Annotated in this window: 26 protein-coding genes and 1 pseudogene; 15 read left to right on the top strand and 12 right to left on the bottom strand. The window is 53.0% G+C overall.

The features are described 5' to 3' along the window. Both V7775_RS00320 and V7775_RS00315 read right to left on the bottom strand, forming a co-directional pair. Positions 1-489: a hypothetical protein gene (locus V7775_RS00320; RefSeq protein ID WP_335749861.1), complete on the bottom strand. Its 489-nt coding sequence runs from the start codon at positions 487-489 to the stop codon at positions 1-3. A 170-nt stretch (positions 490-659) separates the two neighbouring features. Continuing rightward, on the bottom strand, positions 660-1,532 hold the full coding sequence (locus V7775_RS00315; RefSeq protein ID WP_335749860.1) for an S-methyl-5'-thioadenosine phosphorylase: 873 nt from the start codon (positions 1,530-1,532) through the stop codon (positions 660-662). A 319-nt stretch (positions 1,533-1,851) separates the two neighbouring features. Here V7775_RS00315 and V7775_RS00310 point away from each other — a divergent pair, with 319 nt between their 5' ends. Continuing rightward, on the top strand, positions 1,852-3,453 hold the full coding sequence (locus tag V7775_RS00310) for a SulP family inorganic anion transporter (protein WP_335751035.1): 1,602 nt from the start codon (positions 1,852-1,854) through the stop codon (positions 3,451-3,453). Between the two features lie 50 nt (positions 3,454-3,503). Here the strand turns inward: V7775_RS00310 and V7775_RS00305 are convergent, their stop codons facing one another. Both V7775_RS00305 and V7775_RS00300 read right to left on the bottom strand, forming a co-directional pair. Beyond that, positions 3,504-4,748, bottom strand: a complete 1,245-nt coding sequence (locus V7775_RS00305; RefSeq protein WP_335749859.1) for a class I SAM-dependent methyltransferase — start codon at positions 4,746-4,748, stop codon at positions 3,504-3,506. Between the two features lie 177 nt (positions 4,749-4,925). Then, on the bottom strand, positions 4,926-5,531 hold the full coding sequence (locus V7775_RS00300; protein WP_335749858.1) for a flavin reductase family protein: 606 nt from the start codon (positions 5,529-5,531) through the stop codon (positions 4,926-4,928). Positions 5,532-5,617: 86 nt separating this feature from the next. On the opposite strand from V7775_RS00300, the gene V7775_RS00295 reads away from it, so the two are divergent. Further along, positions 5,618-6,103, top strand: a complete 486-nt coding sequence (locus V7775_RS00295) for a GNAT family N-acetyltransferase (RefSeq protein ID WP_335749857.1) — start codon at positions 5,618-5,620, stop codon at positions 6,101-6,103. Between the two features lie 44 nt (positions 6,104-6,147). Next, a complete protein-coding gene (locus V7775_RS00290) occupies positions 6,148-6,909 on the top strand; it encodes an EcsC family protein (protein WP_335749856.1) in 762 nt (253 codons plus the stop codon). Here the strand turns inward: V7775_RS00290 and V7775_RS00285 are convergent. The 4 genes from V7775_RS00285 to modA are packed head-to-tail and all read right to left on the bottom strand — an operon-like array spanning position 6,906 to position 9,783. Next, positions 6,906-7,217: a cupin domain-containing protein gene (locus tag V7775_RS00285; protein WP_335749855.1), complete on the bottom strand. Its 312-nt coding sequence runs from the start codon at positions 7,215-7,217 to the stop codon at positions 6,906-6,908. The two genes, V7775_RS00290 and V7775_RS00285, sit on opposite strands and share 4 nt — an antisense overlap. A gap of 18 nt (positions 7,218-7,235) precedes the next feature. Then, positions 7,236-8,315: a molybdenum ABC transporter ATP-binding protein gene (modC, locus tag V7775_RS00280; protein ID WP_335749854.1), complete on the bottom strand. Its 1,080-nt coding sequence runs from the start codon at positions 8,313-8,315 to the stop codon at positions 7,236-7,238. Next, complete coding sequence (modB, locus tag V7775_RS00275) at positions 8,312-9,004, bottom strand: molybdate ABC transporter permease subunit (RefSeq protein WP_335749853.1); 693 nt, start codon at positions 9,002-9,004, stop codon at positions 8,312-8,314. Before modB ends, modC begins: the two co-directional genes overlap by 4 nt. Then, a complete protein-coding gene (gene modA, locus V7775_RS00270; protein ID WP_335749852.1) occupies positions 9,001-9,783 on the bottom strand; it encodes a molybdate ABC transporter substrate-binding protein in 783 nt (260 codons plus the stop codon). Before modA ends, modB begins: the two co-directional genes overlap by 4 nt. A gap of 59 nt (positions 9,784-9,842) precedes the next feature. Between modA and V7775_RS00265 the strand changes: the two genes are divergently transcribed. The 7 genes from V7775_RS00265 to V7775_RS00240 all read left to right on the top strand — a co-directional run bounded on the left by V7775_RS00265 (position 9,843) and on the right by V7775_RS00240 (position 15,956). Next, positions 9,843-10,313, top strand: a complete 471-nt coding sequence (locus V7775_RS00265) for an NUDIX hydrolase (protein WP_335749851.1) — start codon at positions 9,843-9,845, stop codon at positions 10,311-10,313. A 58-nt stretch (positions 10,314-10,371) separates the two neighbouring features. Then, positions 10,372-10,779, top strand: coding sequence for a DUF1178 family protein (locus V7775_RS00260; protein WP_335749850.1), 408 nt, complete (start codon positions 10,372-10,374; stop codon positions 10,777-10,779). 18 nt (positions 10,780-10,797) lie between these two features. Next, positions 10,798-11,442, top strand: a complete 645-nt coding sequence (locus V7775_RS00255; protein ID WP_335749849.1) for an SDR family NAD(P)-dependent oxidoreductase — start codon at positions 10,798-10,800, stop codon at positions 11,440-11,442. 60 nt (positions 11,443-11,502) lie between these two features. Beyond that, entirely contained in the window at positions 11,503-12,741 is a 1,239-nt protein-coding gene (locus V7775_RS00250; protein WP_335749848.1) for an aspartate kinase, read from the top strand. 177 nt (positions 12,742-12,918) lie between these two features. Then, entirely contained in the window at positions 12,919-15,159 is a 2,241-nt protein-coding gene (gene ptsP / locus V7775_RS00245) for a phosphoenolpyruvate--protein phosphotransferase (protein ID WP_335749847.1), read from the top strand. A 171-nt stretch (positions 15,160-15,330) separates the two neighbouring features. Continuing rightward, on the top strand, positions 15,331-15,645 hold the full coding sequence (locus tag V7775_RS24670) for a DUF1810 family protein (RefSeq protein ID WP_443070070.1): 315 nt from the start codon (positions 15,331-15,333) through the stop codon (positions 15,643-15,645). Between the two features lie 71 nt (positions 15,646-15,716). Further along, positions 15,717-15,956 carry a hypothetical protein gene (locus V7775_RS00240; protein ID WP_335749846.1) on the top strand — a complete coding sequence of 80 codons (240 nt, stop codon included), beginning with the start codon at positions 15,717-15,719 and terminating at the stop codon, positions 15,954-15,956. Between the two features lie 842 nt (positions 15,957-16,798). On the opposite strand, the gene V7775_RS00235 is transcribed toward V7775_RS00240, so the two are convergent. The 3 genes from V7775_RS00235 to V7775_RS00225 all read right to left on the bottom strand — a co-directional run bounded on the left by V7775_RS00235 (position 16,799) and on the right by V7775_RS00225 (position 19,457). Beyond that, positions 16,799-17,518, bottom strand: a complete 720-nt coding sequence (locus tag V7775_RS00235) for a 2OG-Fe(II) oxygenase (RefSeq protein WP_335749845.1) — start codon at positions 17,516-17,518, stop codon at positions 16,799-16,801. Positions 17,519-17,526: 8 nt separating this feature from the next. Next, positions 17,527-18,576 (bottom strand): bifunctional DNA-binding transcriptional regulator/O6-methylguanine-DNA methyltransferase Ada, encoded by a 1,050-nt coding sequence (ada, locus tag V7775_RS00230; RefSeq protein WP_335749844.1) that lies wholly within the window; start codon positions 18,574-18,576, stop codon positions 17,527-17,529. A 119-nt stretch (positions 18,577-18,695) separates the two neighbouring features. After that, a complete protein-coding gene (locus V7775_RS00225; RefSeq protein ID WP_335749843.1) occupies positions 18,696-19,457 on the bottom strand; it encodes an SDR family oxidoreductase in 762 nt (253 codons plus the stop codon). A gap of 390 nt (positions 19,458-19,847) precedes the next feature. Between V7775_RS00225 and V7775_RS00220 the strand changes: the two genes are divergently transcribed. From V7775_RS00220 to V7775_RS00200, 5 genes and pseudogenes are all read left to right on the top strand, one after another. Further along, positions 19,848-20,528: a TetR/AcrR family transcriptional regulator gene (locus V7775_RS00220; protein ID WP_335749842.1), complete on the top strand. Its 681-nt coding sequence runs from the start codon at positions 19,848-19,850 to the stop codon at positions 20,526-20,528. Positions 20,529-20,552: 24 nt separating this feature from the next. Continuing rightward, positions 20,553-20,858: a hypothetical protein gene (locus V7775_RS00215; protein ID WP_335749841.1), complete on the top strand. Its 306-nt coding sequence runs from the start codon at positions 20,553-20,555 to the stop codon at positions 20,856-20,858. Then, complete coding sequence (locus V7775_RS00210) at positions 20,851-21,180, top strand: putative quinol monooxygenase (RefSeq protein ID WP_335749840.1); 330 nt, start codon at positions 20,851-20,853, stop codon at positions 21,178-21,180. Before V7775_RS00215 ends, V7775_RS00210 begins: the two co-directional genes overlap by 8 nt. Continuing rightward, a complete protein-coding gene (locus V7775_RS00205; protein ID WP_335749839.1) occupies positions 21,177-21,332 on the top strand; it encodes a hypothetical protein in 156 nt (51 codons plus the stop codon). The genes V7775_RS00210 and V7775_RS00205 overlap by 4 nt, the downstream gene beginning before the upstream one ends. Before the next feature lie 15 nt (positions 21,333-21,347). After that, positions 21,348-21,866, top strand: a pseudogene (locus tag V7775_RS00200) (SDR family NAD(P)-dependent oxidoreductase); the annotation flags it as partial. Positions 21,867-22,302: 436 nt separating this feature from the next. Here the strand turns inward: V7775_RS00200 and V7775_RS00195 are convergent. Next, positions 22,303-23,118: an efflux RND transporter periplasmic adaptor subunit gene (locus V7775_RS00195; RefSeq protein WP_335749838.1), complete on the bottom strand. Its 816-nt coding sequence runs from the start codon at positions 23,116-23,118 to the stop codon at positions 22,303-22,305. Positions 23,119-23,164 lie beyond the last annotated feature (46 nt).

Here is a 23,164-nt window from a genome sequence, read left to right as displayed (position 1 = left end):
TCAGTTAGGGGGATAGTGGCGGATCAATGCAATCTTGTCCTGAGTGCCTAAAACTTTCAAGCTGTTGTCCGCGTTCTGGGACAGGATAGATCGGCTGCGATAATATGGATTTGAGATATCAGTGATCAAACCCAATGCTTGGGTGATTTCTTCTAGCATCACAGATTCGTATTGCCGGATGCTCATCGTGCGTGACAACCCAATTGAAGCCCCGTTGATCAGCCCACCGTCAATATCCAAAGCCGTGATGGCATTTGCCAGTGTGAACCCATTAAGCGGGTTGGCTTGTTTGGCTGTGATTTTTTCACCTCTGGCGGTATCCAGTAGATAGATTGCGATGTCGGGATTATCCGTGCTGTGCCTTAGGGTTATCCCCATGTTCACAGCGTTAAGGTGTTGCACTGCGCGCACAACTGCGGCGTCTGCGCGTTTGATCTTTCCACCCAAAAACGGGGCGTCTCGTTGAACTATACCTACGGTGAGAGCCATTTTTGGCCACTTGTAAAACGGTTTTGCGCATGGCCCGCCGACGGGGGCCGCACAAGCGACAAGGCGATAAAAATCGTTATCATTCAATGGGCCTTCGCTTTTAACATAGTCTTGCGCGTGCGCAGGAAATGCTGCGCACGCGGTTAAAGCAAGGGCAAGACGCACCGCGTTCAGAGGACCCGTCCGGCAACCGCGTCCAGTTTGGCCAGCATGTCGGGGTCGCGGGCCTCGGGTTGGGTCATGATTGCGTACTCCAACGCGCGGTCACAGCCATGTGGGCAGGGCGCGCGGCTGGCACCCAGCAGGGTTGGTAACTGCGCCACCAGGTTGCGTGCATTTGCGGCGTTGCCCTGCAATGTTTTAATGATTTCAGTCACATCAACCTCGCCGTGGTCAGGATGCCAGCTGTCGTAATCCGTGATCATCGCGATGGATGCATAACACAGCTCTGCTTCCCGGGCGAGCTTGGCCTCGGGCATGTTGGTCATCCCGATCACATCCGCGCCCCAACTTTCGCGGTACATCTTGCTTTCGGCCAGTGTTGAGAATTGGGGGCCTTCCATCGCCAGATATGTGCCGCCGCGGTGCACGTTGACGCCTGTTGTTCTGGCAGCTTCTTCGCAGGCGTCAGACAGGCGCGCGCAGGTGGGATGCGCTACGCTGACATGGGCCACACAGCCCGTGCCAAAGAACGACTTTTCACGTGCAAATGTGCGGTCAATAAATTGATCTACAATGACAAAATCACCTGGCGCCATTTCCTCGCGGAAGGAACCACACGCCGAGACCGAGATCACATCGGTGCAGCCCAACCGTTTTAATGCGTCAATGTTGGCGCGGTAGGGAACTGTGCTGGGCGAGTGGACATGCCCGCGCCCGTGACGGGGCAGAAACGCCATATCGACACCGTTTAATGTGCCCGTCAGGATCGCATCCGAGGGCGCGCCCCACGGCGTGTCCACCGTTGTCCATTGCGCGCCCTCAAGCCCGTCAATGTCATAGATACCTGAGCCGCCGATCACTGCGATTTTTGTCGATGTCATGAAATGTCCTTTGGTCCGTTTGCACATAATGGTGGCGCGGCTCACCGTGTAATGCAACCGCACATTTAATCACATGTTTGCTGGGGGCAGGGGCGCATTATTGCGCCCCACGATCAGAGTAATGTGCGGCACGAATCCCATAATACTATGCGCCATACGCACTGGGACGGGCGGGGCGCTTTTCTTCTTTGCTTGCATGGTCTAGGTGCTGGGCAAACGATTTTCCCAAATTCACTCCGTAGGAGACACCGCCGTGCGCTCGACATTTCGTAGTTTTACTCAAAACCTGACGCCCAAAGACGTGACCGATTTGCGCTGGATGGGCGAGGACGGTTTCTCGGTTTCGCGGATGCGGATCGAATTGCTGTCCGGTTTGACAGTTGCTTTGGCACTGGTTCCTGAAGCGGTTGCATTTGCATTCGTTGCAGGGGTTCACCCGTTGGTGGGTCTTTATGCGGCGTTTATGGTGGGGTTGATTACTGCGTTGATTGGTGGCCGCCCTGGTATGATCTCGGGTGCGACGGGCGCTTTGGCGGTTGTCATGGTTGCTTTGGTCGCACAGCACGGCGTTGAATACTTGTTCGCAACCGTTGTTCTAATGGGGCTTTTGCAGATATTTGCTGGCGTCATGCAGTGGGGGAAATTCATCCGCTTGGTCCCGCATCCAGTTATGTTGGGTTTTGTGAACGGCCTCGCGATTGTGATTTTCCTCGCGCAAATGGGCCAATTCAAAGTCCCCGGTTCGATGGTCGATACAGGTCACGGCATGTCGGGCGGTGAATGGTTGTCAGGTTTACCAATGATCCTGATGCTGGTGCTGGTTGGCGCAACGATGGCGATTATTTGGGTTATGCCACGCATTACCAAACTGATCCCAGCGCCGCTTGCTGGTATCGGTATTGTTGCAGCTGTTGTTATATTTACGGGAATGGACGTACCGCGCGTTGGTGATTTGGCTTCCATTCAGGGCGGTTTTCCAACCTTCCACAACCCGTTTGGCACGGGTGAGGGGCTTTATGGTACGGCTCTTGCGCCGTTTAACCTCGAAACACTTTACATCATTGCGCCGTTTGCTGTGATCCTTGCGGCGATTGGCCTGATCGAAAGCTTACTGACGCTGAACCTTGTGGGCGACATGACCAACACACGTGGTGGTGCCAGCCAAGAATGTATCGCTCAGGGTGTTTCAAATACTGTGACTGGTTTCTTTGGTGGTATGGGCGGTTGTGCGATGATCGGTCAGTCGATGATTAACGTGAAATCAGGCGGCCGGACGCGGGTTGCGGGTATCGCTGCTGCGATCTGCCTGCTGCTGTTTATCGTTGTCGCGGCGCCGCTGATCGAGCTGATCCCGCTGGCTGCATTGGTTGGTGTGATGTTCATGGTGGTGATTGGGACGTTCGCATGGAACAGCCTGACCATCCTGCGCAAAGTGCCACTTACGGATGCGTTTGTGATCCTGCTGGTAACGGTAGTGACCGTATACGAAGACCTTGCCGTGGCCGTAGTGGTTGGTGTGATCGTCAGCGCGCTGGCCTATGCATGGAACAACGCGCGCCGCATCCACGCGACCAACTATCTCACGCCAGAAGGTGCCAAAGTGTACCAGATCCAAGGGCCGTTGTTCTTTGGCTCCGCTGAGGGGTTCTCAGAGCTGTTTGACGTAGCCAATGATCCTGCTGCTGTAATTGTCGATTTCAACGACAGCCGCGTGGTGGATCAATCTGCGTTGCAAGCAATCGAAGCGATTGCAGGCAAATATGAAAGCGCAGGCAAGCGCATCGAGCTGCGCCATCTAACCCGTGATTGCCATGCTCTGTTGACCAAAGCAGGCCACCTGATGATCGACAGCGATGATGATCCGGATTATCAGATCGCAGTCGATTATCAGGTACGTACGGGTATTCTGGGAGGCCACTGATCCAGTTCGATTGGTGCACCCCTAACTGCAATTCGCCCGTCTTTTGAACCCTAGCGTACAAAAGGCGGGCAGATACCGATCCAATCTTTGCAGTCTGCTATAATACGCAGCGTTTTGGGCTTTGGACCTGTTGGCTTACGCAGAAATTTGGTTTTTGCGCCTGTAGGAAGAGGAATGCGCTTCCACGATTGGAGCGTCCAAAGACCTTCGTTGGCTGCGCGAAGCTCGTCCGTTGTGAATGTTCCAAAGGGCGCGCCATCTAATATCAGTTTCATTTTCCCTTGGCTGCCCTCAGAGATTCCTAGCATCACTTCTGTCGCTTGCGCGTCGATGTGACAATCTATTGCCTCACCGTTGCGCAGCCTCTGGATAGGCACTCCTAAACGGTCAGGCACAATGCGCTTTGCTTGCTTGTCTTTTGCGCGGACCATTGTTGGGGTCAAAAATCTGATGGTTGGCAATGGCTTCTTTGGCGCTGTTTTCGCCAAAATACCTTCGATCCAGTAACGCGCGAACATTGAAGGTAGCGGTTGGGTGTGAAACCCAGACTGGCACAGGACTTCAAAGTCATTCAGATTGCGGGGTTCAAACCAACGCAATGGATAAAGGTTCATCATCGGTTCTGACCAGTTGTCCGCAATCAGATGGGCGCCTAATTCTTCAGGTGGTGCAATAGATAAATCGAATTCTTCAAAGCCTACATGTTGACCATTTCGGTACAGCCCTAGCTCGATTGTTTCTTCAGAGCGTACGCGGTTGCGCCAACTTTCATGACTTGAGCGATCAATGAAGTGTTGCGCCAGTTCTGGCGGCAGCAAGTTTAGGTAAGGCAGGCGCGAAGAATGATAATCAATCGGAGCAATTCGATTGGGCGTCTCGCCAATATACAAAAGTCCCTCAGGAGGGAGCGCCTCCCAACACAGTCGAAGTGTTTCGAGCCGCTCGCTGATGGTCAGGTGTTCTAGAACGGCGTAAAGAAATATGACGTCAAATTGCTCGTTTGCCAGAATGTCTGGTAGATCTTCGGCCTCCTGCAGGCGCAGATCTGCGTTTGTGATGTTCAGCGCTTCAGCGTTTGCCACGCCCATGGCCAAGCCATCGGCATCAAGGTCAATGCCTACATATTCTTTAAACATCGGCGCAAGCGCACAGGTTTTCGGGCCTTCACCACAGCCAACTTCCAATGCGCGCATTTTGTTCAATGGACGCCCGGTTTGCTGGAGAAGTGGCGCAACAAAACGCCTAGCTTGTTCAAAGCGTTGTTTGAACTTTCCGGTATGGTGAGAGGTTCCCATGAATTGCTGTTCCTATAAGTTAAAATTGCAAAACTGAAATGCACCCGGAGCGGCGCAGTCTGGCCAGTGGTGGGAACATGTCCAGGCTGCGTTCTTTACCGTTGAAAGTACAACCAAAATTCATGGGCAGCCCAGTCTTGATGCGGCCTGCGGACTCAGAGTTGCTATGGAGTGCAGTTAGTCGTCAGGTCTGATGATCTCAAACACTTCACGCACGGCGGTGTAGTCGCGATATCCAAGACGGCTGAGCGGGACATAACGGGTCACGTCGAACCGGCCTTCGACGACACAGTCATCGCGGAGGTGAACGCCAATGACTTCGCCAAAGCACACAAAATTGGAGGCACCCTCAATCTGGACAATCTGCGTCATGCGGCACTCAAGGGCCGCAGGTGCATTGCTCACACGCGCGCAAGCGATTGCTTCGCATTCGGCCTTTTCGATCCCGGCATGGGCGAACTCATCCGTTCCGTGGGGCAGGGTGGCAGATGATTTATTCATCGCATCTGCGGCTGCGTATTCAACAACGTTGACGCAGAACTCACCCGTTTCGCGGATATTGGCCATGCTGTCCTTGGTGCCGTCCACATCGTCTTTGACACCGGTTGAGGCAAACATGACCTGCGGCGGAACATAGGCGACCCCGTTAAAGAAGGAATAAGGCGCTATGTTATCGCGTCCCTGCGCGTCGCGGGTGGAAATCCATCCGATGGGGCGGGGCGTAACAATGGCATTGAACGGGTTATGGGGCAGGCCGTGGCCGTTTGCGGGGCGATAGAACATGGATTGTCTTCCTTGTTGTGATTGAAACCAGAGCTAGCGTCGTGATAGGGCGCTGACCAGTAGAAAGCTGCCGGAGCCACGCACCTGTGTACGATATTGCCGCCGAAACAGCAGATGACCTTTGGGAGGTCGAAGCACTGTATGACACCTGCTTTGCGCCGGGGCGTACTGCGTTGTCATCCTACCGCTTGCGCGAGAATGTTTCCCCCGTTGCTGGGCTAAGCCTTGTTGCGCGGGATGATCTGGATATTTTGGCGGGGGCCATCCGGTTTTGGCCGGTTGAGGTTGGGGGACATGCTACCTTGCTTTTGGGTCCAGTTGCCGTGCACCCCACGCGTCAGGGCGAGGGTCTTGGTGCATTGCTCATTGAAGAATCGCTTGATCGGGCCGGGCCGCAGGGTTGGGACCGTGTGATGCTGGTCGGCGATGCGCCTTATTACGGGCGCTACGGGTTTGTGCGGCTAGATGGCGTTATCATGCCACCTCCTACTAATCCTGAACGCGTATTGGGCCGCGCCCTCACACCAGATGCTTGGGTGGGTATTATGGGCGAAGTCACCCGCGCGCGTTGAATTATCGGCTTTGATTCCCCACATTAAGGTCAAAGGAGCCTCCGATGATCGAACAAAACCTGCCCGTAGCCATTGATGTAGACGCCGAGTTGGAAACTATTGCGCGGCGATATAAAGCGGCCAGCGGTGTTGGGATCAATGTTTTGAACCTTATTGGTGGTCAGGCTGAAAACCTGCTGGAACGCCTGCCAGCAAGTGTCAGAAAACAATTAGAAGCCGCAACCGTGCGCGCGTTGGATCATGCGATGTCTGCGGCCAGCAAAAGCAGAGACGCGGTGCCTGATCAGGCTTCATGGCTCAATTCAGCAGTGTCAGCGGCGATGGGTGCTGTGGGCGGCGCGGGTGGATTGCCGACGGCCCTAGCAGAGCTGCCTGTGACAACCACGCTGCTGTTGCGCGTGATCGAGGGCGTCGCAGTTGAACACGGATTTGATCCCAAATCGGAATCTGTGCGTTTTGATTGTGTGCAGGTGTTTTCCGCTGCTGGGCCACTGGCGCAGGATGATGGGTCTGACCTTGCGTTTTTGACAACGCGCATGGCGTTGTCGGGTAAGGCCGTGCAAGCGGTTATTCACAAGGTTGCACCGCGATTGGCTGTGGTGATGGGCCAAAAACTGGCGGCGCAGACGGTGCCAGTTTTGGGGGCCGTGGCAGGGGCGGCGACAAATTACGCCTACACCAACTATTATCAGGAAATGGCCCATGTCCATTTTAGCCTGCGTAAGCTGGCAATCGATGCGGATATCGATTCTGAACAGCTGAACATGCGCCTCGCCGACAAGATGCGACTGCTGACTGTTGCTTAAGAGGGTTTAGGCTCTAACAGCTCGATCTCGACAAAGGCGCATTCAAAATCATTTGCATTGATCACATCATGCTCTGTCCCAAACTCGCGGTAATAAGGGATACCATTTTGCATCTGGGCGGTGACGCGTTCGCCGTTCCCTAGGTCGATCTCTAACGTGCCATCAAATAGCGGGACCACAACGTAGTCGTAATCGTGACGATGCCAACCTGTATTATCTCCGCGATTGGCAAACCGCCACTCGGTAACTCTGGCACGTTCGTTTTTAATCTGCACGGTTGCTGTGGCAGTTCCAGTGCTTGAACACATGTGTTGGCCTCTCTCAGGTCAGCGCCCGATGCTGGAGGGGGCGACAGTGGTTGCTTTTAGGATCGCATAGATTTGCGCGCCTTCACGGAGGTCTAACGCCGTAACCGCACGGCTAGTGACGCGCGCAAGCAGCGTATCATCTCCCGCGGTTAGTGCAATCGCGGCACCAGGTCCGTCGCCTTGCCGGATGTTTTGGACAGTGACAGGCAGGACATTCAATGCGCTAATACCGCTGGGGCGTTCGCGCGATAGCATCACGTCTTGGGCCATGACGCGCAGGCGGACCCGTGTGCCAACGGGCGCTTGTACGCCGGGCAAGTCTAAAGTGCCTGCACTTATTTCCAGTTGGGACAGGCCATCATCAGCGTGGCTTATGACGGTGGCCTCGATGACAGCTCCCGCTTCGCGTACGCCCAATAGCGGCACAGCGGCAGGGTCGGCCATAACGTCGCGCAGCGGCCCCTGTGCGGCGATGCGCCCGTTCTTTAGCAACACCAGCGTGTCGGCAAGGCGGGTGATCTCATCCACTGCGTGGCTGACATAAAGGATTGGCAAGCCAAGAGGGCCGTCGCGCAGGTGCTCAAGATAGGGGAGAATTTCTTGCTTGCGCGCGCCATCTAGGCTGGCAAGGGGTTCATCCATCAGCAACATGCGCGGTGCGCTCAGTAAGGCGCGGCCAAGGGCTACGCGTTGTTTTTCACCGCCAGAGAGGGTGTTTGGGGCACGTTCCAGCAAGGGCGATAAGCCAAGCAGGTCGATCACATCACCGCGCGGCACGTTTGCAGCCTGCGGCGCGTAGCGTGTTCCGAAATCAAGGTTCTGGGCCACGTTGAGGTGCGGGAAAAGGCGTGCGTCCTGAAAAACTGTGCCAAAACGGCGTTTGTGCGGAGCTGTGTGGATGCCGCGCTTTGTGTCCATGAGAGTGATGCCATCGACCTCTAGAAAACCCTCATCAGGTTGCAAGAGGCCCGCGACTGCGCTGATGATTGTGCTTTTTCCAGCGCCTGAGCGGCCAAATAGCGCAGTTATGCCAGCGCCGGCTTCCAGCGATAAATCTAGCGTGAAACCACTAAAGCTGTGTTTGAGTATTAGTTTCATCGCGTGCCCCCGATGCGGGTTGCGACGCGCCGCGCCAGTGCCTCGGAGAGGAACACCGCACCAAGGGCGACCGCACAAGACAGCAGTGCCATGGCGGCGGCGCGACCTTCACCACCAGGGATCTGCAAGGCAGTCCAGATCGCGATGGGTAGAGTTTGTGTTTGGCCTGGGATGTTCGCAACAAAGGTGATTGTCGCGCCGAATTCTCCCATGGCTTTTGCAAACCCCATTACCGCGCCCGCTAATACTCCGGGTGCAATCAATGGCAGGGTCACACGGGCAAACACAGCAGTGCGGGACGCACCCAAGGTTGCGGCGGCCTCTTCCAGTTTGGGATCAACGGCCTCAATGGCCAGCCGTATCGCGCGCACCATCAGGGGAAACCCCATGACAATGGCGGCCAACACGGCACCAGTCCATTTGAATGCAAGGGTTAATCCAATAGCGCTGAGCGCAGCACCAGCGGGTGCAACGGGCGAGAATAGAGTGAGCAGGATATACCCCGTAACAACGGGTGGCAGCACAAGCGGCAGGTGCACCACCGCATTGAGCAGCGACTTTCCCCAAAATTCGCGGCGCGCCAAGACCCATGCGACCCAAAGCGCGAGAGGCACTGCGATTATTGTGGCCCATACGGCCACCAAAAGGGATAGCCGCAATGCATCCCATGCGACGGCGTCCAAACTCATGGGGCAAACCCGTGTTTGGTGAAAATGGCGATCGCTTGCGGCGTGCTCAGGTGTTCAAGAAAATCGCGTCCCGTTTCTGTAATCGCAGCAGCAGGGTAGCGGATGGGTGCGTGGGCATCCGCTGCGATTGAATGTAAAATGCGGACGCGTGGCTCGGCCATGGCATCAGAGGCATAGACCAGACCCAAAGGAGCGGCGCGCTGGGCCACAAGGGCAAGGGCCGCGCGGACATTGTCAGTTTCAGCCAACTGCGATGATAGGACATCCCACGCGTCAATATGTTGCAACCATTCGCGCGCATATGTTCCTGCGGGTACGCCATCGCGTTGCCCCATCGCTAGACGCCCGCCATTGAGGGCACTCATTAACGTGGCTGTGTCGGTGTTTGGGATTGGGACAGCATCAGGTGCGCCGATCAGAACCAATTGGCCCCCTGCAACTTCTTGTGTGGTGTGAGGAAGGATAAGCCCACGGGCATCCAGCCACATTGCCCAATCACGGTGAGCCAGAACAACGGCATCAGCAGGTGCACCTGCGGCGACTTGCCGGGCTAACGTTCCGGATCCTGCAAAGGACAAAGTAACATCATCTGGATATTGCATAGCAATCTCGTTCAGGGCCTCGCGCAAGGACGCTGCTGCGAACACAGTCACAGGTTGCGCCTGCAGGGGCAGGGCAAGGAATAGTGTAATAAATATCTGAGTAATTAGGTGACGCATATGGCCCAGACTATCTGACAAGCCACGCAGCGCCGCAAGGGGGGCTGAGTGGCTGGTCATGACAGAATATTCACGTTAGGAGATCACTATTACGTGGCTTAGGGCGGGGTTTCCGCAAGATGGTTAATCAATTGCCTATTTCACTCCATGGAGGCGCAAAGGGCAGTGCGCGCACGCAATTTGGCGCGCTGTGCTGGCGACGTAAGGCAGGGAAAATTCAAATCCTACTTGTGACCTCACGGCGCACGAAGCGTTGGATCGTCCCTAAAGGGTGGCCAATGGACGGGAAAACCCCTGCGCAATGTGCATTGATTGAAGCATGGGAAGAAGCAGGTGTTGTCGGCGGGGCAAGTGATGCCTGTGTTGGTGTCTATTCTTATGCGCGTCTGCGTGAAGGAGAGGACATATTGCCCTGTCTTGCGATGCTCTATCCCGTTAAGGTGAAGCGACTTAAGAAAAAATATCCCGAAGTGCGGGACCGTCGCCGCAAATGGGTGTCGCGCAAAAAGGCGGCAAAAATGGTACAACACAAGGAGCTGGGTAAGCTGATTATTGGCTTTTCTCCCCCAAAAAGGGCGTCCCTTGCTTGACCGCACTAGGGCGCATGGCACATCGTAGTGCATCGGAATTATGTTTAGGAATGGGTGAATGATCCGCTACGCGTTGAAATGTGAGGAGGGCCACGAATTTGAAAGCTGGTTCCAATCGGCGTCAGCGTTTGATTCCTTGGCCAAATCTGGACACCTAAGCTGTGCTGTATGCGGAGCTACTCAGGTAGAGAAAACCCTTATGACACCGCGCGTTGGCGCTGACAAAGATCGCGCAGTAATTGTCGACCCAAAAGTCGAAGCGCTTGCAAAGATGCGCCGCGACGTCGAAGAGAATGCGACTTATGTCGGTGGTGAATTTGCCGAAAAGGCACGTGAGATGCACGAAGGTACCTCACCTGAAGGGGCTATCTATGGTGAGGCAAGTGCGGCAGAAACGCGCGCGCTCATTGAGGATGGGGTTCCTGTGATGCCGCTCCCTTTTAAACCAAAACAGAAATTACAATAACCTGACAAGGAACCCGACATGACGGTTGTTATTACAGGCGCTAGCCGTGGCATTGGCGCAAAGCTGGCTGAACATTACCGCGCGCAAGGCGTTGATGTGATGGGGACGGGCCGTTCGGTCACCGCAGACATCACGTTGGATGTTACGCACCCAAGCGGCCATTCCGAGATGGCTGAGAAGTTGGGGCAAACACCAGTCGAGCTATTGATTTGTAACGCGGGTGTCTATCTGGATAAGGCCGACGATATCGAAACTGGATATGGTGCTGATTTGTGGGCCCAGAGCTTTGCCACCAATGTGACTGGCGTTTTTCTAAGCGTTCAGGCGCTGCTCCCTCATTTACGGCGTGCGCAGAATCCGCGCATTGCTATTATTTCCTCGCAGATGGGCTCGTCCGAGCGCGCGCCGGGGGGCAGCTACATTTATCGTGCTTCAAAGGCGGCGGCGCTGAACCTAGGTCGGAATTTGGCGGCGGACCTTAAAAGTGAAGGCATCGCTGTGGGTATTTATCATCCTGGTTGGGTGCAGACCGACATGGGGGGTGCAACAGCGGAAATCACGGTGGATGAGGCCGTTTCGGGCCTCACGGCGCGTTTTCAGGAATTATGTCTTGAAAAGACGGGCTGTTTTGAGACATGGGACGGGCGGCCGCACCCCTACTGATCTTGCGCCTGCGCGCGTGCTGGCGTAGATGCAGCGCGGAGTGAAGATGACGAGGGTCTTATGCCTGTATTGGTAATGAAATTCGGTGGCACATCCGTGGCCACATTGGACCGTATTCGCCGCGCCGCAAAACGCGTCGGTGTTGAGGTGGCCAAAGGCTATGACGTGATTGTCATCGTCTCTGCAATGTCGGGCAAAACAAACGAGCTGGTGGGGTGGGTTAATGAGACATCCCCCCTTCATGACGCGCGCGAATATGATGCGATTGTGTCCAGCGGAGAAAACGTGACGGCAGGCCTTATGGCGCTGACGTTGCAACAGATGGATGTGCCAGCGCGCAGCTGGCAGGGCTGGCAAGTCCCAGTGCAAACAACATCTGCCCACTCAGCGGCGCGTATCGAGGCCATTCCACCCGAAAATATCATGGCAAAATTCGCTGATGGTATGAAGGTAGCTGTGGTTGCTGGTTTTCAGGGTGTAAGCCCTGAGGGACGGATCACAACGCTGGGGCGCGGTGGTTCTGACACAACTGCGGTTGCGTTTGCAGCTTCTTTTGATGCTGAACGCTGCGACATTTATACAGATGTTGATGGTGTTTACACCACTGATCCGCGCGTTGAGTCCAAGGCGCGTAAGCTGGACAAGATCTCGTTTGAGGAAATGCTAGAGCTTGCGTCACTTGGTGCAAAAGTACTGCAGACCCGCTCAGTTGAATTGGCAATGCGCTACAAGGTTAAGCTGCGCGTGTTGTCTAGTTTTGAGGAACAAAGCGACGATGCTGGTACGCTCGTCTGCGATGAGGAGGAAATAATGGAGAGCAATGTAGTAGCGGGCGTCGCATTCAGCCGCGATGAAGCCAAGATGACGCTGGTATCGGTCGCTGACCGTCCCGGCATTGCGGCACGCATCTTTGGCGCGCTCAGCGATGGCGGCGTCAACGTTGATATGATTGTGCAGAATATCGCCGAAGAAGGCCGCACCGATATGACGTGGTCTTGCCCCGTTGATCAGGTCACGCGCGCGCAGGCCGCTATGCAAAAAGCCGCCGATGACGGTGTGATCAACTATCAAGAACTGATCGCAGATGAGGGCGTTGCCAAAGTATCCGTTGTTGGTATTGGCATGCGCAGTCACACAGGCGTGGCCGCTAAGATGTTTAAAGTGCTTTCTGATGAAGGCGTTAACATCAAAGTTATCACAACTTCAGAGATTAAAATCAGTGTTCTGATTGATCGTAAATACATGGAGCTTGCGGTGCAGGCACTTCATGATGCGTTTGAATTGGACAAAGAAGTTTAACAGACCGATTTTGTGGCCCATTGATTTGTTCATTTTATCAATGGGCTATGTTTTTTTTCTAGCAAGTTGCACAAAAAATAGACATCTTTAGGTGCATTCACGCATGGCGCGTAATTGCCCCTCCCATTCTTGTTTTGCAGCGGGTATGATCAAGCTCAAGCAAAGACTAGGGATGCCATGCCAGAACGTACTGAAAGCGACAGTCGCAAGCTGTTGGGGCGCCTGCGGGATGCTATGGCGGGGGATGACGCAGGTCAGGCCCGCCTTGATAAGATCACTCATTTGATCGCTACCTCTATGGGGTGCGAGGTGTGTTCGATCTATCTATTTCGTGATGATGATACGCTGGAACTTTGTGCCACTGAGGGTCTGAATAAGGACGCGGTGCATGAAACACGCATGAGAATGGGTGAAGGTCTGGTGGGCCGTGTGGCCAAGCAACGGCGGGTGATTAACACCCCTGATGCGCCTCAGGCTAAAGGTTTTCGGTATATGCCCGAAACGGGCGAAGAGATTTACTCCAGTTTTTTAGGTGTGCCTATCCAACGATTGGGTGACACATTGGGCGTTCTGGTTGCGCAATCCAAAACGGCACGCGAGTTTAATACCGATGAGGTGTACGCGCTGGAAGTTGTCGCCATGGTGCTGGCCGAAATGACCGAACTGGGTGCGTTTGTGGGTGAGGGGGCAGCGATGTCTGCACGCCACAGCCAGCCAGTATTGTTGCGCGGCACCGTCGCCCAAGAGGGCGTTGCAGAGGGGCACATCTGGCTGCACGAACCGCGTGTTGTTGTTTCAAATCTTATCTCGGATGATCCTGAACGTGAGGCGCAGCGCCTGATCGAGGCAGTTGATACCCTGCGCTTGAGTGTAGATCAGATGCTGACCATGGCGCTGGGCGATAAAGACCAGCAAGAGGTCATCCAGACCTATCGTATGTTCGCGAATTCAAAGAGCTGGATGAAGCGGATGCAAGACGACATCATACAGGGCCTGTCCGCCGAGGCTGCTGTGGAAAAAGAACAATCACTGGCCCAGTCCCGTATCGGGCAATCGTCAGACAGCTATATGCGCGAACGGTTGAGCGATTTGGACGATTTGTCCAATAGGCTCCTGCGGATTTTGACAGGCCAAGGATCTGATACTGGCGCGGAAATGCCTGCAGATCCAATTTTGGTGGCCCGTAATATCGGGCCGGCAGAGTTACTGGAATACGGGCGTTCCTTACGAGGGATCATTCTGGAGCAAGGCTCGGTTGGGTCCCATGCGGCGATTGTTGCCCGTGCGCTGGCGATCCCGCTGATCGTGCACGCAGGTCGCATCACCAATGAAGGGCTGAACGGCGATCATGTTATGATCGACGGAGAGCAGGGCATTGTGCATCTGCGCCCTGACGATGCTGTGGCGACCGCGTTCCGTGATAAGATCGCGATGCAAGCCGCTGCGCAGGAACGGTATACCTCTATTCGGGACAAGCCTGCTGAAACGAAATGCGGGAATATCATTTCCTTGCAAATGAACGCAGGGTTGATGGCTGATTTGCCTTCGTTGGTGAACTCGGGCGCCGAAGGGGTCGGGTTATTTCGGACCGAGCTGCAATTCCTTGTGCGCAACCAAATGCCGCGCCGCTCGGACCTTAGCTCGCTTTACAAACGTGTCCTTGACGCTGCTCAGGGCAAACGGGTGGTGTTTCGCACGCTCGATATTGGGTCAGACAAGGTTTTGCCCTACATGAAGCCAAACGACGAGCCCAACCCCGCATTGGGGTGGCGCGCGATCCGTGTTGGGCTGGACAAACCCGGCATCATGCGGATGCAACTGCAAGCATTGTTTCGCGCAGCTGACGGTGGGCCACTGACGGTGATGTTTCCCTTTGTTGCGCAATTCGAAGAATATCGTGCTGCCCGCGCTGAAATCGACAAGACACTCGCGCGCGAAGCAAAGCTGGGCCACAAGCTGCCGTCCTCGATTGAGGTTGGTGCAATGTTGGAGACGCCAAGCCTTGCCTTTGCGCCTGATAAGTTCTTTGAAGAAGTAGATTTCTTATCCATTGGCGGTAATGATCTCAAGCAGTTCTTCTTTGCGGCGGATCGCGAAAACGAACGTGTGCGCAAGCGCTATGATACGTTGAACCTTAGCTTCCTTACCTTTCTTGAGGGGATCGTTCAGCGCTGTGCCGATACTGGTACGCCTGTATCATTCTGCGGCGAGGACGCTGGCCGCCCTGTTGAGGCCTTGTGTTTTGCGGCGATTGGTTTGCGGGCATTGTCGATGCGCCCGGCCTCTATTGGGCCTGTTAAAAGCCTGTTGCGCCGTTGTGATCTTACCGAAGTCCGCGCCGTAATAGAGGATGCGCGTGAGCGCGGTGAGATGTCGGTGCGCAGCTCAGTGATGGAATACTTGCGCTCGCAATATTGAGTTGAGAACCGTTCTGGAGGTCTTCTTATTGTGACGTTGATAGTTCGACCCGAGAACATTGATCGGTTGGAACGATTTTTGGATGCGCAGGGGTCTGTGTGGCCAACTGTCATTGAAGAGCTAAAGAACGGATCGAAAAAGAGCCATTAGATGTGGTTTGTGTTTCCGTAATTGCGATCACTGGGAAGAAGTGCAACTGCACATTACTTTGGATTGTCAGGCTTGGTCGAAGCAGATCGATACCTTAGTGACGCGGTGCTAGGCGAGAGACATTGTGAGTGTTGCGAAATCTTGAGGGACTTAGAGTGCTCTGATGCTCTCAAGGTACTGGGTCCGCCGGGTAACTTGAAACTACACTCATCCATGACGCTGTTTTTCAAGTGCGCATCTTTCGAAACGTCGGCCTTGGCAGTATTGGACAAGTTCTTTGGCAGTCATCTGGATGAGAGAACTGTTCAACTCCTCGACTTAGATTTGAGGAAATGAGGGATGCCGGTTTTCGGCATAGACAGGCGAGCGCGCCATTTTGAATCTGGCCAGATCAAAGGGATGGCATCATGGCTCATATCAATAAAGTTGTCCGGTCTATTAACCTAGATGGTGAAACCATTTGTGTTGATGTTTTTGCCCGCCCCGATGGGACATTTGGATTTGATGAGTTCCGCCGTGATCCCGAAGATGGGCGCGGATGGTATAGTATTGGCCACCATGGGACCGCGACATTTGAAAACTCTGATGCCGCACTGGAGGCTGCTAAAGCGGCAGTTTCTTGGCTGGGGGACGCATGTTCCGAATGACGCTTGGAGTGGTCGAAGACACAACCTCTTAAAAATAGAATATACTTTTTAAGGCGTTAGGGGTCTTGGCTAATCTTGACTACCCTTTATAGGTGTGGTCGTTCGACTAAGTCACACCAATTTGAAAGATATCCTCAATGCGCATTTTACCTTCATTTTTGGCCCTTGGTCTCGCTTTTTCCCTTGTGGGATGTTCGGGCTCTGACGCTGATTACGTCAGACTTTCCAAAGACTACGGCAAAGATAGAATTCTATTGGCTGTCCAGGGCGCGCCAGACGGAACTGTGTGCCAAGTGGCTACTCCAGATGGAACTTTGAAAAATGATAACCTAAAGAACCTGATGGAAGTGCCCACAAAATTTAGAAACTCTCCTTTGTCCTGCCGGCTTCCAAACGGATCAGTCAAAAAGTTGAGGGTTCTTAAATCCATACCAGCAGGAACAAAACGCTCAGCTGCTGTAACGGTACATCTCCCTACAGGCCAAGGGCATTCAACATATGCCAATGCTCAGGGGCAATTGGTTCAGCCTCAATGGAACGCAAATGAGTTTTAAAGCGTAATACACTTTATATGCGGCGCCTTAATTCTGCGGGCTGTAGCGATATCCGCCGAATGTGGGCCGACAGCGTATTGTCGGCCCCATCTTCGTGTTAGAAAGATGTATCAGGGTGGTCCATGGTGAATGCTTGCGATTATGCTTGCAGATTGAACTAAGGAACACTCTGCAGACATCTTTCGAATTTGTCGAAGCAGTGCCATTGATCACCTTAACGAATTGTTTTGGATTAGAAATTTTTCAAAGGTTAGCAGGGAAAGGCTCGAACAGTCTGAAGGAGTCCAGCTATTTAGCGTCGTGAAAAATCACACCTAAGGTATGCCGCTGCCCGCCTTTGAGCCTACTTACTCCATGCCGCACGTTCACACGATAGTCGCGTTTTGCACCTTTGACAGGACGGTTCCGTACTGCAAAAACAACGGCATCCCCTTGATCCAATGAAACGACTTCGGTTCTGCTTTGCATGCGGGGTCTTTGTTCCGTCAAAACGTACTCTCCGCCCGTGAAATCATGCTCTGACCGCGACAACAAAACAGCGACTTGTAGCGGAAACAGAAGGTCGCCGTAGACGTCTTGACGCAGGCAATTGAAATCGTTTACCGCGTATTGAAGAAGCAATGGCGTTGGCCGAGTTTGACCTGCGGTATGGCACTTATCAATATAGTCCGAATGTGAGAGGGGGAACCGAGGCTCCAACCCCATCCGTTCATTCCATTCGTTGGCTACAGGAACCAGTTTTGGATAGAGCTGCTCACGAATAGTCGAGACCGGCTCGGGCAGGGGGTATGAAAAATACTTGTACTCGCCTTTTCCAAAACCATGACGCGCCATGTGGATATGGCTGCGGAATGGTTTGTCCTCGGGATACAACCGAGAAATCTCCCCGTACTGCTCTGGTGACAGTATGCCTTTGAGCGTTGCGCATCCGAAGGCGTTTAAGTCTGTTGCAAGATCGCCATTGGAAATTGCACCGATGCGGCTTGAGAGTTCTTGAATACTATTCATCTTGAGTACTATCCTGCTTTTCTTTCAATTTCCAGAATTACGCTCTTGCGTTCAACGCCCCAACGGTAGCCCGACAATCCACCGTCGGAGCGCACGACGCGGTGACAGGGGATGGCGACAGCGATGTTGTTCGCACCGCACGCCTGCGCCACGGCGCGAAACGATTTTGGTGCGCCGATTTTTTCCGCAATCTCGCCGTAACTCGCAGTAGTGCCGACGGGAATGTCTCGTAGGGCCTCCCAAACTCGTTGCTGAAATGCCGTTCCTTGAATATCTAACGGCAGCTTGAAGCCGTAGTGCGGATTGTCCACAAACTGGATTACCTGGGCGATAAGTGTTTCATAATCGGGGTCATTCCCAATCAATTCGGCCGCTGGAAACCGCCCCTGCAAATCGTCCAAGACAGCCTCTGGGGTGTCGCCAAGCAGCATAGAGCAGACGCCCTTTGCGCTGCTGGCAATAAGAACTGAGCCAAGTGTGCTTTCACCGATGGCAAATAGGATTTTCACGTCTTTTCCGCCTTTGCGCACCTGCTTTGGGGTCATCCCGAGCGCACGCGTTGCTGTTTCGTAAAACCGACTGCTGGACGCGTATCCTGCATCATAAATTGCAGATGTGATTGACGCCTCGCTTGAATTCAAAATGTCCTGAAACCGTTTCATGCGGTGGGCTTTTGCATAGGCTTTGGGAGACACACCCATCGCTGCCTTAAAGGTACGTTGGAAGTGAAATGTGCTTAATCCGCTTTGCTTGGCGAGTTCATCTAGGCTCGGTTCTTCTTCTGCAGTTTCAATGACGCGGCACGCCGAGGCTATGCGAGATGCGGTTTCTTCCTTTGGTGATTTTAGGCTTGGCCGACACCGCAAGCACGCGCGAAATCCCTCATTCTCGGCATGTCGTGTCGTCGGGTAATACGCGACGTTCTGGCGTTTTGGGCGGCGAGACGGGCAATTTGGACGGCAGTAAACCCCTGTCGTTTTTACAGCGTAGAAAAACTGTGGATCAGGGTTTTGATCTCTTTCAAGAACCGCTCCCCACATGGCATCAGTTTCTTCCATCCGTATTATCCATCATTAAGTTTCGATTGTGGATGATCCGCAATCGCTAAAGATATGTGCGTTCCCAAGTAGGGAGAAACGGGCCAGCAAGCAGCCCGTTTCTTGCGCATTCAAAATAGCTAGACTTTATCAATCGAGTTTCCGCCATCAACGACCATTGCGCTGCCAGTGACAAAACTTGAGTTATCCGATGCAAGGAACAGTGCTGCTTTTGCAATCTCTTCTGGGTCAGCCATGCGCTTTAACGCGTGAATGGAGTCGTAAAACGCCTTTTGATCAGGGTTTGCATCCAGATCACCTGCCATGGCAGTCCTTGTGCCGCCGGGCAGCAAAGTATTCGCCCGAATGCCATCAGCACCATGTTCAGTTGCCAATACTTGAGCCAACCCAATTAAACCGGATTTGCTTGCAGCGTAGGCTCCCATTCCCGGAAACGCGGCCGTGTAGCCAACGAAACTTGATGTAAAGATGATCGATCCTGCTCCTGTGCGCTTCATCGCAGGGATCTGATGCTTGGCAGCATAAAACGCGCTTGTAAGGTTGGTTTTTAATACTGCGTCCCAATCTTCAGATTCCATGTCTGGCACTGGTACAGGGTTACCCATCGTGCCTGCGTTGTTGAAGGCAGCATCCAAGCCGCCATAGGTGTTTTCAGCCATCTCAACGAGGGATTTGTTGTACTCCTTATCCCCGACGTCACCAGCCAAACAGACGGCATTGCCGTTGCTTTGGTTGATCTGACCGACGATCGACATAAGCTCTTTCTCGCGGCGTGCGCCAAGCACAAGTTTGGCACCTTCGTTGGCAAACATGACGGCTGCTGCTGCACCGATACCGCTGCTTGCACCTGTAATAATGACTGTCTTGTCTTTGAGTTGCATCGTTTATCTCCTGATCTGATGTCTGGAGTTCAAATACGTCGACGCCGTTTTCCCAAATATCCGTTTCTTGTTGTGGTAGTGATTTTTGATGTTTTGTGCGCTCGCTATTGATTATTCGAAAGGTTTGGCAAGCCAGTGTCTTAATAATCAATTGTGATTATGGTGGATTACCGGGGCTTTTGGCTCCGACTAAGACTAAGAAAAATGGGGGCCATCGAGCTTTGCAGAATGCTGGCGGCCTGAAAAACGCACACCCTGACACATCTTTGTACGTTTGATCAAATTGTGGGGTTTTGTGGTAAGAGAGGGTAAGAATATGTGTGGGTTTCACTAATAGCAGACTGGTCAAATTACAGGTATCAGCTAAAATTTTGGAGCGGGTGAAGCTCAATGGCACGTAGTCGAGATGAGAAAAGCTATACAGACACGCGCACCAAGCTACTTGATGTTGGCATGAACCTAATTCGGGCTGGCAGCTATGCAAGTGTAGAGATCAATGACGTTCTAAGAGCTAGCGGAACGCCCAAAGGATCATTCTACCACTATTTCCAACGCAAAGAGATGTTTGGTCTAGAAGTGGCCAAGCACTACTATGCGGAGTTGTTAGAAAGCACAAAAAATGACCTGCAAAACTCTGAGTGCACAGCTGACGTGCGCCTTAAGGCATTTTTCCAAACAGCGCATGATGATTTTGAAGATCGGGGTTTTGCTAACGGTTGCCTGATGTGTAACCTCTCAACAGAGCTTGCGAATGAATATCCGGACTTCCAAGAACTGCTTGGAAATCATTGGCGCGCTGTCAGTTCAGAAATCACTAACTGTATTGCCGAGCTGGATAAAAGCGACATTGGCCTAGAGCACCTCACAGATGAAGAGGCGGGTGACTGGCTTCTTAATTCTTGGAGTGGCGCCCTGACGCGGGTGAAAGCGGTGCGTGACGGTGAGCCGCTACGCCTTTTTCCTAAAAACAACTTTCAGAAAGGGGAAGTAATATATGTCGAAATCAAAGACAATACTGCTCGCAGGCACAAGCCGAGGCATCGGGCTTCTCGCCGCCAAGGCCATCGCTGATCAGGGCATTATGTGTATGCTTCAATGCGTAACAAAGTGGGTGGCAACCGACCGGCGGCGGAAAAGCTGCGGGTCCGGGCTGCAGAAAATAAGTTCTCATTAGAAATCGTCGAACTGGTTGTAGCCAGTCAAAAGTCAATCAATGTCGTTGTTGACAGAATTGAGGAGAACCAGCCTCTCGATGTATTGGTCAACAATGCAGGTGTGATGCCAACAGACCTAACTGAGGCGTATACGCTAGCGCGCGTCAATGACGCTGTTGCGCCTATTCAAATGGAATTCATTAACAGGGTGATGCCTGTTTACTTAAAGGAGCTTGCAAGTGCGTAAACCTGCAGAACGCCTATATCTTTTTGCGACAATCAAACCAAAACCAGAACATTTCAACGATGCAAAAGCAGCATTGGAGGAATTGATACCGCCAACTTTGGGTGAACCCGGTTGTCACTTATTCACAGTTCTTGAGAGTCGGGATGAGTTGGGGGTCTTGCACCTCTTCGAGATATTTGACGATGAAGCTGCTGTGCAGGCACATTACGAAAAAGAGTATACAAAAAGTGTGTTTTCAAAATACCAAAGTTGGCTAAGTTCACCAGTAACCATACAACATCTATCTATGACTTCGCCTTCTTCATTGGAGCAATTTGTATGATTGGTACCGCTCTAATTGTTGGTGCGGGCCCAATGCTAAGCACATTGCTGGCGAAATTTTTAATCAAAGAAGGTATGGATGTTGTACTAGCGGCGCGTGACACGCAAAAACGCTCTTCAATATGTAAAGAGATTGGTGCTGAAGCTGTTTAGCGCGACGCATCTGATCCCAAAAGTGTCGAGCATTTGTTCCAACAACTTGATGACAAAGTAAAGTCGCCTGACCTAGTCGCTTATAATGCTGGTGTATATTTACACGGCCCCATCATCACCCTTGATGCCGAAGACGTGCGTAATTCCTTATTGGTTAATGCATTCGGCGCCATGCTTGTTGCGCAAGAAGCCGCAAAGCACATGCTTAAAAAGGGTTCAGGTACACTTTTGCTTACGGGGGCCTCTGCGTGCGTAAAAGGGTTTGCTCAGTCGGCCCCATTTGCGATGGGCAAGTTCGCTTTGCGTGGTCTTTGTCAAAGCTTGGCCCGAGAACTGGTTCCACAGAATATTCATGTAGCACACTTTGTGATTGATGGGGTTATCCCAAACTCGGAGCGTGGATCACCCTATGACGACTCCGACAAAACATTGGATACTGACCAAATTGCGAAGACATATCTTGCTATCGCACAGCAAGATCGCAGTGCTTGGACGTGGGAAATTGAATTGCGACCGTCAGTCGAAGTTTGGTAGAGTTTCCTATTTTCTGAACAATTCAATTCTGAAATAGCTTTTGTTCAGAATGCCTCTCGAAACGGCCTGTAGGTGCGCATGGCTCGAAAGGCTGGTCTGGGATAGGCTGCCGTTCGCAGGGCGCTGCATCAAATTATATGATTTTTGGCGCTTTCAATGTATCGACATGTCCGTCCCATTTAGAAAGTGCGGTCTTAGGCGTCGCACTCGACTGTTCAGTAAGTAACTCTTTAATTTAGAAGCAAAAGAGAGGCGTGTACGAAAGGAGAGGCGATTGTAACTGGCCATATTTTTAGCAGCAGATGACTCTGATGCCTAACCAGTACTAGCAAATAAAATATCATATTTGTTGTTGGGCTCTCCCAACTTGATCAAAAAACAGGTTCCGAAATAATGCAACTTTTGCATCAGGCATATGCACAAAATGCGAAACCGCTCAGCGATCTAGATCGATCTCACATCGGGTGCCTGCGGGTATATTTCCTGACCCGTTTGGAATAGTCAGTTGGATGCCGAAAGTCCCGCTGGCTGCATCGAACACCGTATCCACAGCACTGACCGTCGCGTCAAATACACCTGTAAGTGGCGCAGTCTGAGCCACCTTGAACACGTCACCGACTGCAATTTCATCGTAATAGTCGAGGGGGGCAAATACTTCGACGTGGAGTGGGTCAATATCGGCGAGGGTAAGCAGCTGTAGCTGTTCGGATGCAAAGGCACCGGGGGCGGCCTGAACCGCAACGACGACACCGTCGATTGGGCTGTTCAGGGTGCGGTGTTCCAAAAGAGTACGTGCTTGCTGGTGTTCAATGTCCGCGAGAGCCGCGGTCAGGCGTGCTTGTTCGACCGTCAGTTTGGTTAACTCCATCTCAATCTGGGCATCCTCAACTTGCGTCATGGCAGCAACGTTGCGGTCGGCCAATGTCTGGGCGCGATCAAGGTCTTTAGTGCGTTGGACCAAGCGCGCCTGTGCAGCTCTCATCTCTAGGTCTGACTCTTTTCTGACCTGAGCCATAGCAAGGTTCAGCCGCTGTACATCATCCTCCAAGACAACCAGAACATCGCCTATTTTGACACTGCTTCCACGACGTACCTTGATGCTGGCTATGCGCCCTTTTTCCGAAGAAACCAGATTGATGATCGCTTTCGGCTCAATTACGCAATCCAGTGGTGCGGCAAAGCCTAACGTAGGCAAAAGCGCGATGGCAAAGGCCAATGCGGGTACCTTTGGGATGGGGCCGTGTCTGCGCATCTGCGATGTCTCCCGTGGAGCCGGCCAATCCGGTTACTGGGTAGCT

Origin of the sequence: Sulfitobacter sp., assembly GCF_036960155.1 — a bacterium.
Taxonomy (GTDB): Bacteria; Pseudomonadota; Alphaproteobacteria; order Rhodobacterales; family Rhodobacteraceae; genus Sulfitobacter.
Note: the sequence above shows the minus strand (reverse complement) of the source record. Positions and strands in the feature narration are given on the sequence as shown.

Excerpts from the sequence above, each read along its gene's own strand:
- V7775_RS00320 (WP_335749861.1), bottom strand. The coding sequence starts at position 489 with ATGGCTCTCACCGTAGGTATAGTTCAACGAGACGCCCCGTTTTTGGGT.
- V7775_RS00315 (WP_335749860.1), bottom strand. The coding sequence starts at position 1,532 with ATGACATCGACAAAAATCGCAGTGATCGGCGGCTCAGGTATCTATGAC.
- V7775_RS00310 (WP_335751035.1), top strand. The coding sequence starts at position 1,852 with ATGGGCGAGGACGGTTTCTCGGTTTCGCGGATGCGGATCGAATTGCTG.
- V7775_RS00305 (WP_335749859.1), bottom strand. The coding sequence starts at position 4,748 with ATGGGAACCTCTCACCATACCGGAAAGTTCAAACAACGCTTTGAACAA.
- V7775_RS00300 (WP_335749858.1), bottom strand. The coding sequence starts at position 5,531 with ATGTTCTATCGCCCCGCAAACGGCCACGGCCTGCCCCATAACCCGTTC.
- V7775_RS00290 (WP_335749856.1), top strand. The coding sequence starts at position 6,148 with ATGATCGAACAAAACCTGCCCGTAGCCATTGATGTAGACGCCGAGTTG.
- V7775_RS00285 (WP_335749855.1), bottom strand. The coding sequence starts at position 7,217 with ATGTGTTCAAGCACTGGAACTGCCACAGCAACCGTGCAGATTAAAAAC.
- modC (WP_335749854.1), bottom strand. The coding sequence starts at position 8,315 with ATGAAACTAATACTCAAACACAGCTTTAGTGGTTTCACGCTAGATTTA.
- modB (WP_335749853.1), bottom strand. The coding sequence starts at position 9,004 with ATGAGTTTGGACGCCGTCGCATGGGATGCATTGCGGCTATCCCTTTTG.
- modA (WP_335749852.1), bottom strand. The coding sequence starts at position 9,783 with ATGACCAGCCACTCAGCCCCCCTTGCGGCGCTGCGTGGCTTGTCAGAT.
- V7775_RS00265 (WP_335749851.1), top strand. The coding sequence starts at position 9,843 with ATGGTTAATCAATTGCCTATTTCACTCCATGGAGGCGCAAAGGGCAGT.
- V7775_RS00260 (WP_335749850.1), top strand. The coding sequence starts at position 10,372 with ATGATCCGCTACGCGTTGAAATGTGAGGAGGGCCACGAATTTGAAAGC.
- V7775_RS00255 (WP_335749849.1), top strand. The coding sequence starts at position 10,798 with ATGACGGTTGTTATTACAGGCGCTAGCCGTGGCATTGGCGCAAAGCTG.
- V7775_RS00250 (WP_335749848.1), top strand. The coding sequence starts at position 11,503 with ATGCCTGTATTGGTAATGAAATTCGGTGGCACATCCGTGGCCACATTG.
- ptsP (WP_335749847.1), top strand. The coding sequence starts at position 12,919 with ATGCCAGAACGTACTGAAAGCGACAGTCGCAAGCTGTTGGGGCGCCTG.
- V7775_RS00240 (WP_335749846.1), top strand. The coding sequence starts at position 15,717 with ATGGCTCATATCAATAAAGTTGTCCGGTCTATTAACCTAGATGGTGAA.
- V7775_RS00235 (WP_335749845.1), bottom strand. The coding sequence starts at position 17,518 with ATGAATAGTATTCAAGAACTCTCAAGCCGCATCGGTGCAATTTCCAAT.
- ada (WP_335749844.1), bottom strand. The coding sequence starts at position 18,576 with ATGGAAGAAACTGATGCCATGTGGGGAGCGGTTCTTGAAAGAGATCAA.
- V7775_RS00225 (WP_335749843.1), bottom strand. The coding sequence starts at position 19,457 with ATGCAACTCAAAGACAAGACAGTCATTATTACAGGTGCAAGCAGCGGT.
- V7775_RS00220 (WP_335749842.1), top strand. The coding sequence starts at position 19,848 with ATGGCACGTAGTCGAGATGAGAAAAGCTATACAGACACGCGCACCAAG.
- V7775_RS00215 (WP_335749841.1), top strand. The coding sequence starts at position 20,553 with ATGCGTAACAAAGTGGGTGGCAACCGACCGGCGGCGGAAAAGCTGCGG.
- V7775_RS00205 (WP_335749839.1), top strand. The coding sequence starts at position 21,177 with ATGATTGGTACCGCTCTAATTGTTGGTGCGGGCCCAATGCTAAGCACA.
- V7775_RS00195 (WP_335749838.1), bottom strand. The coding sequence starts at position 23,118 with ATGCGCAGACACGGCCCCATCCCAAAGGTACCCGCATTGGCCTTTGCC.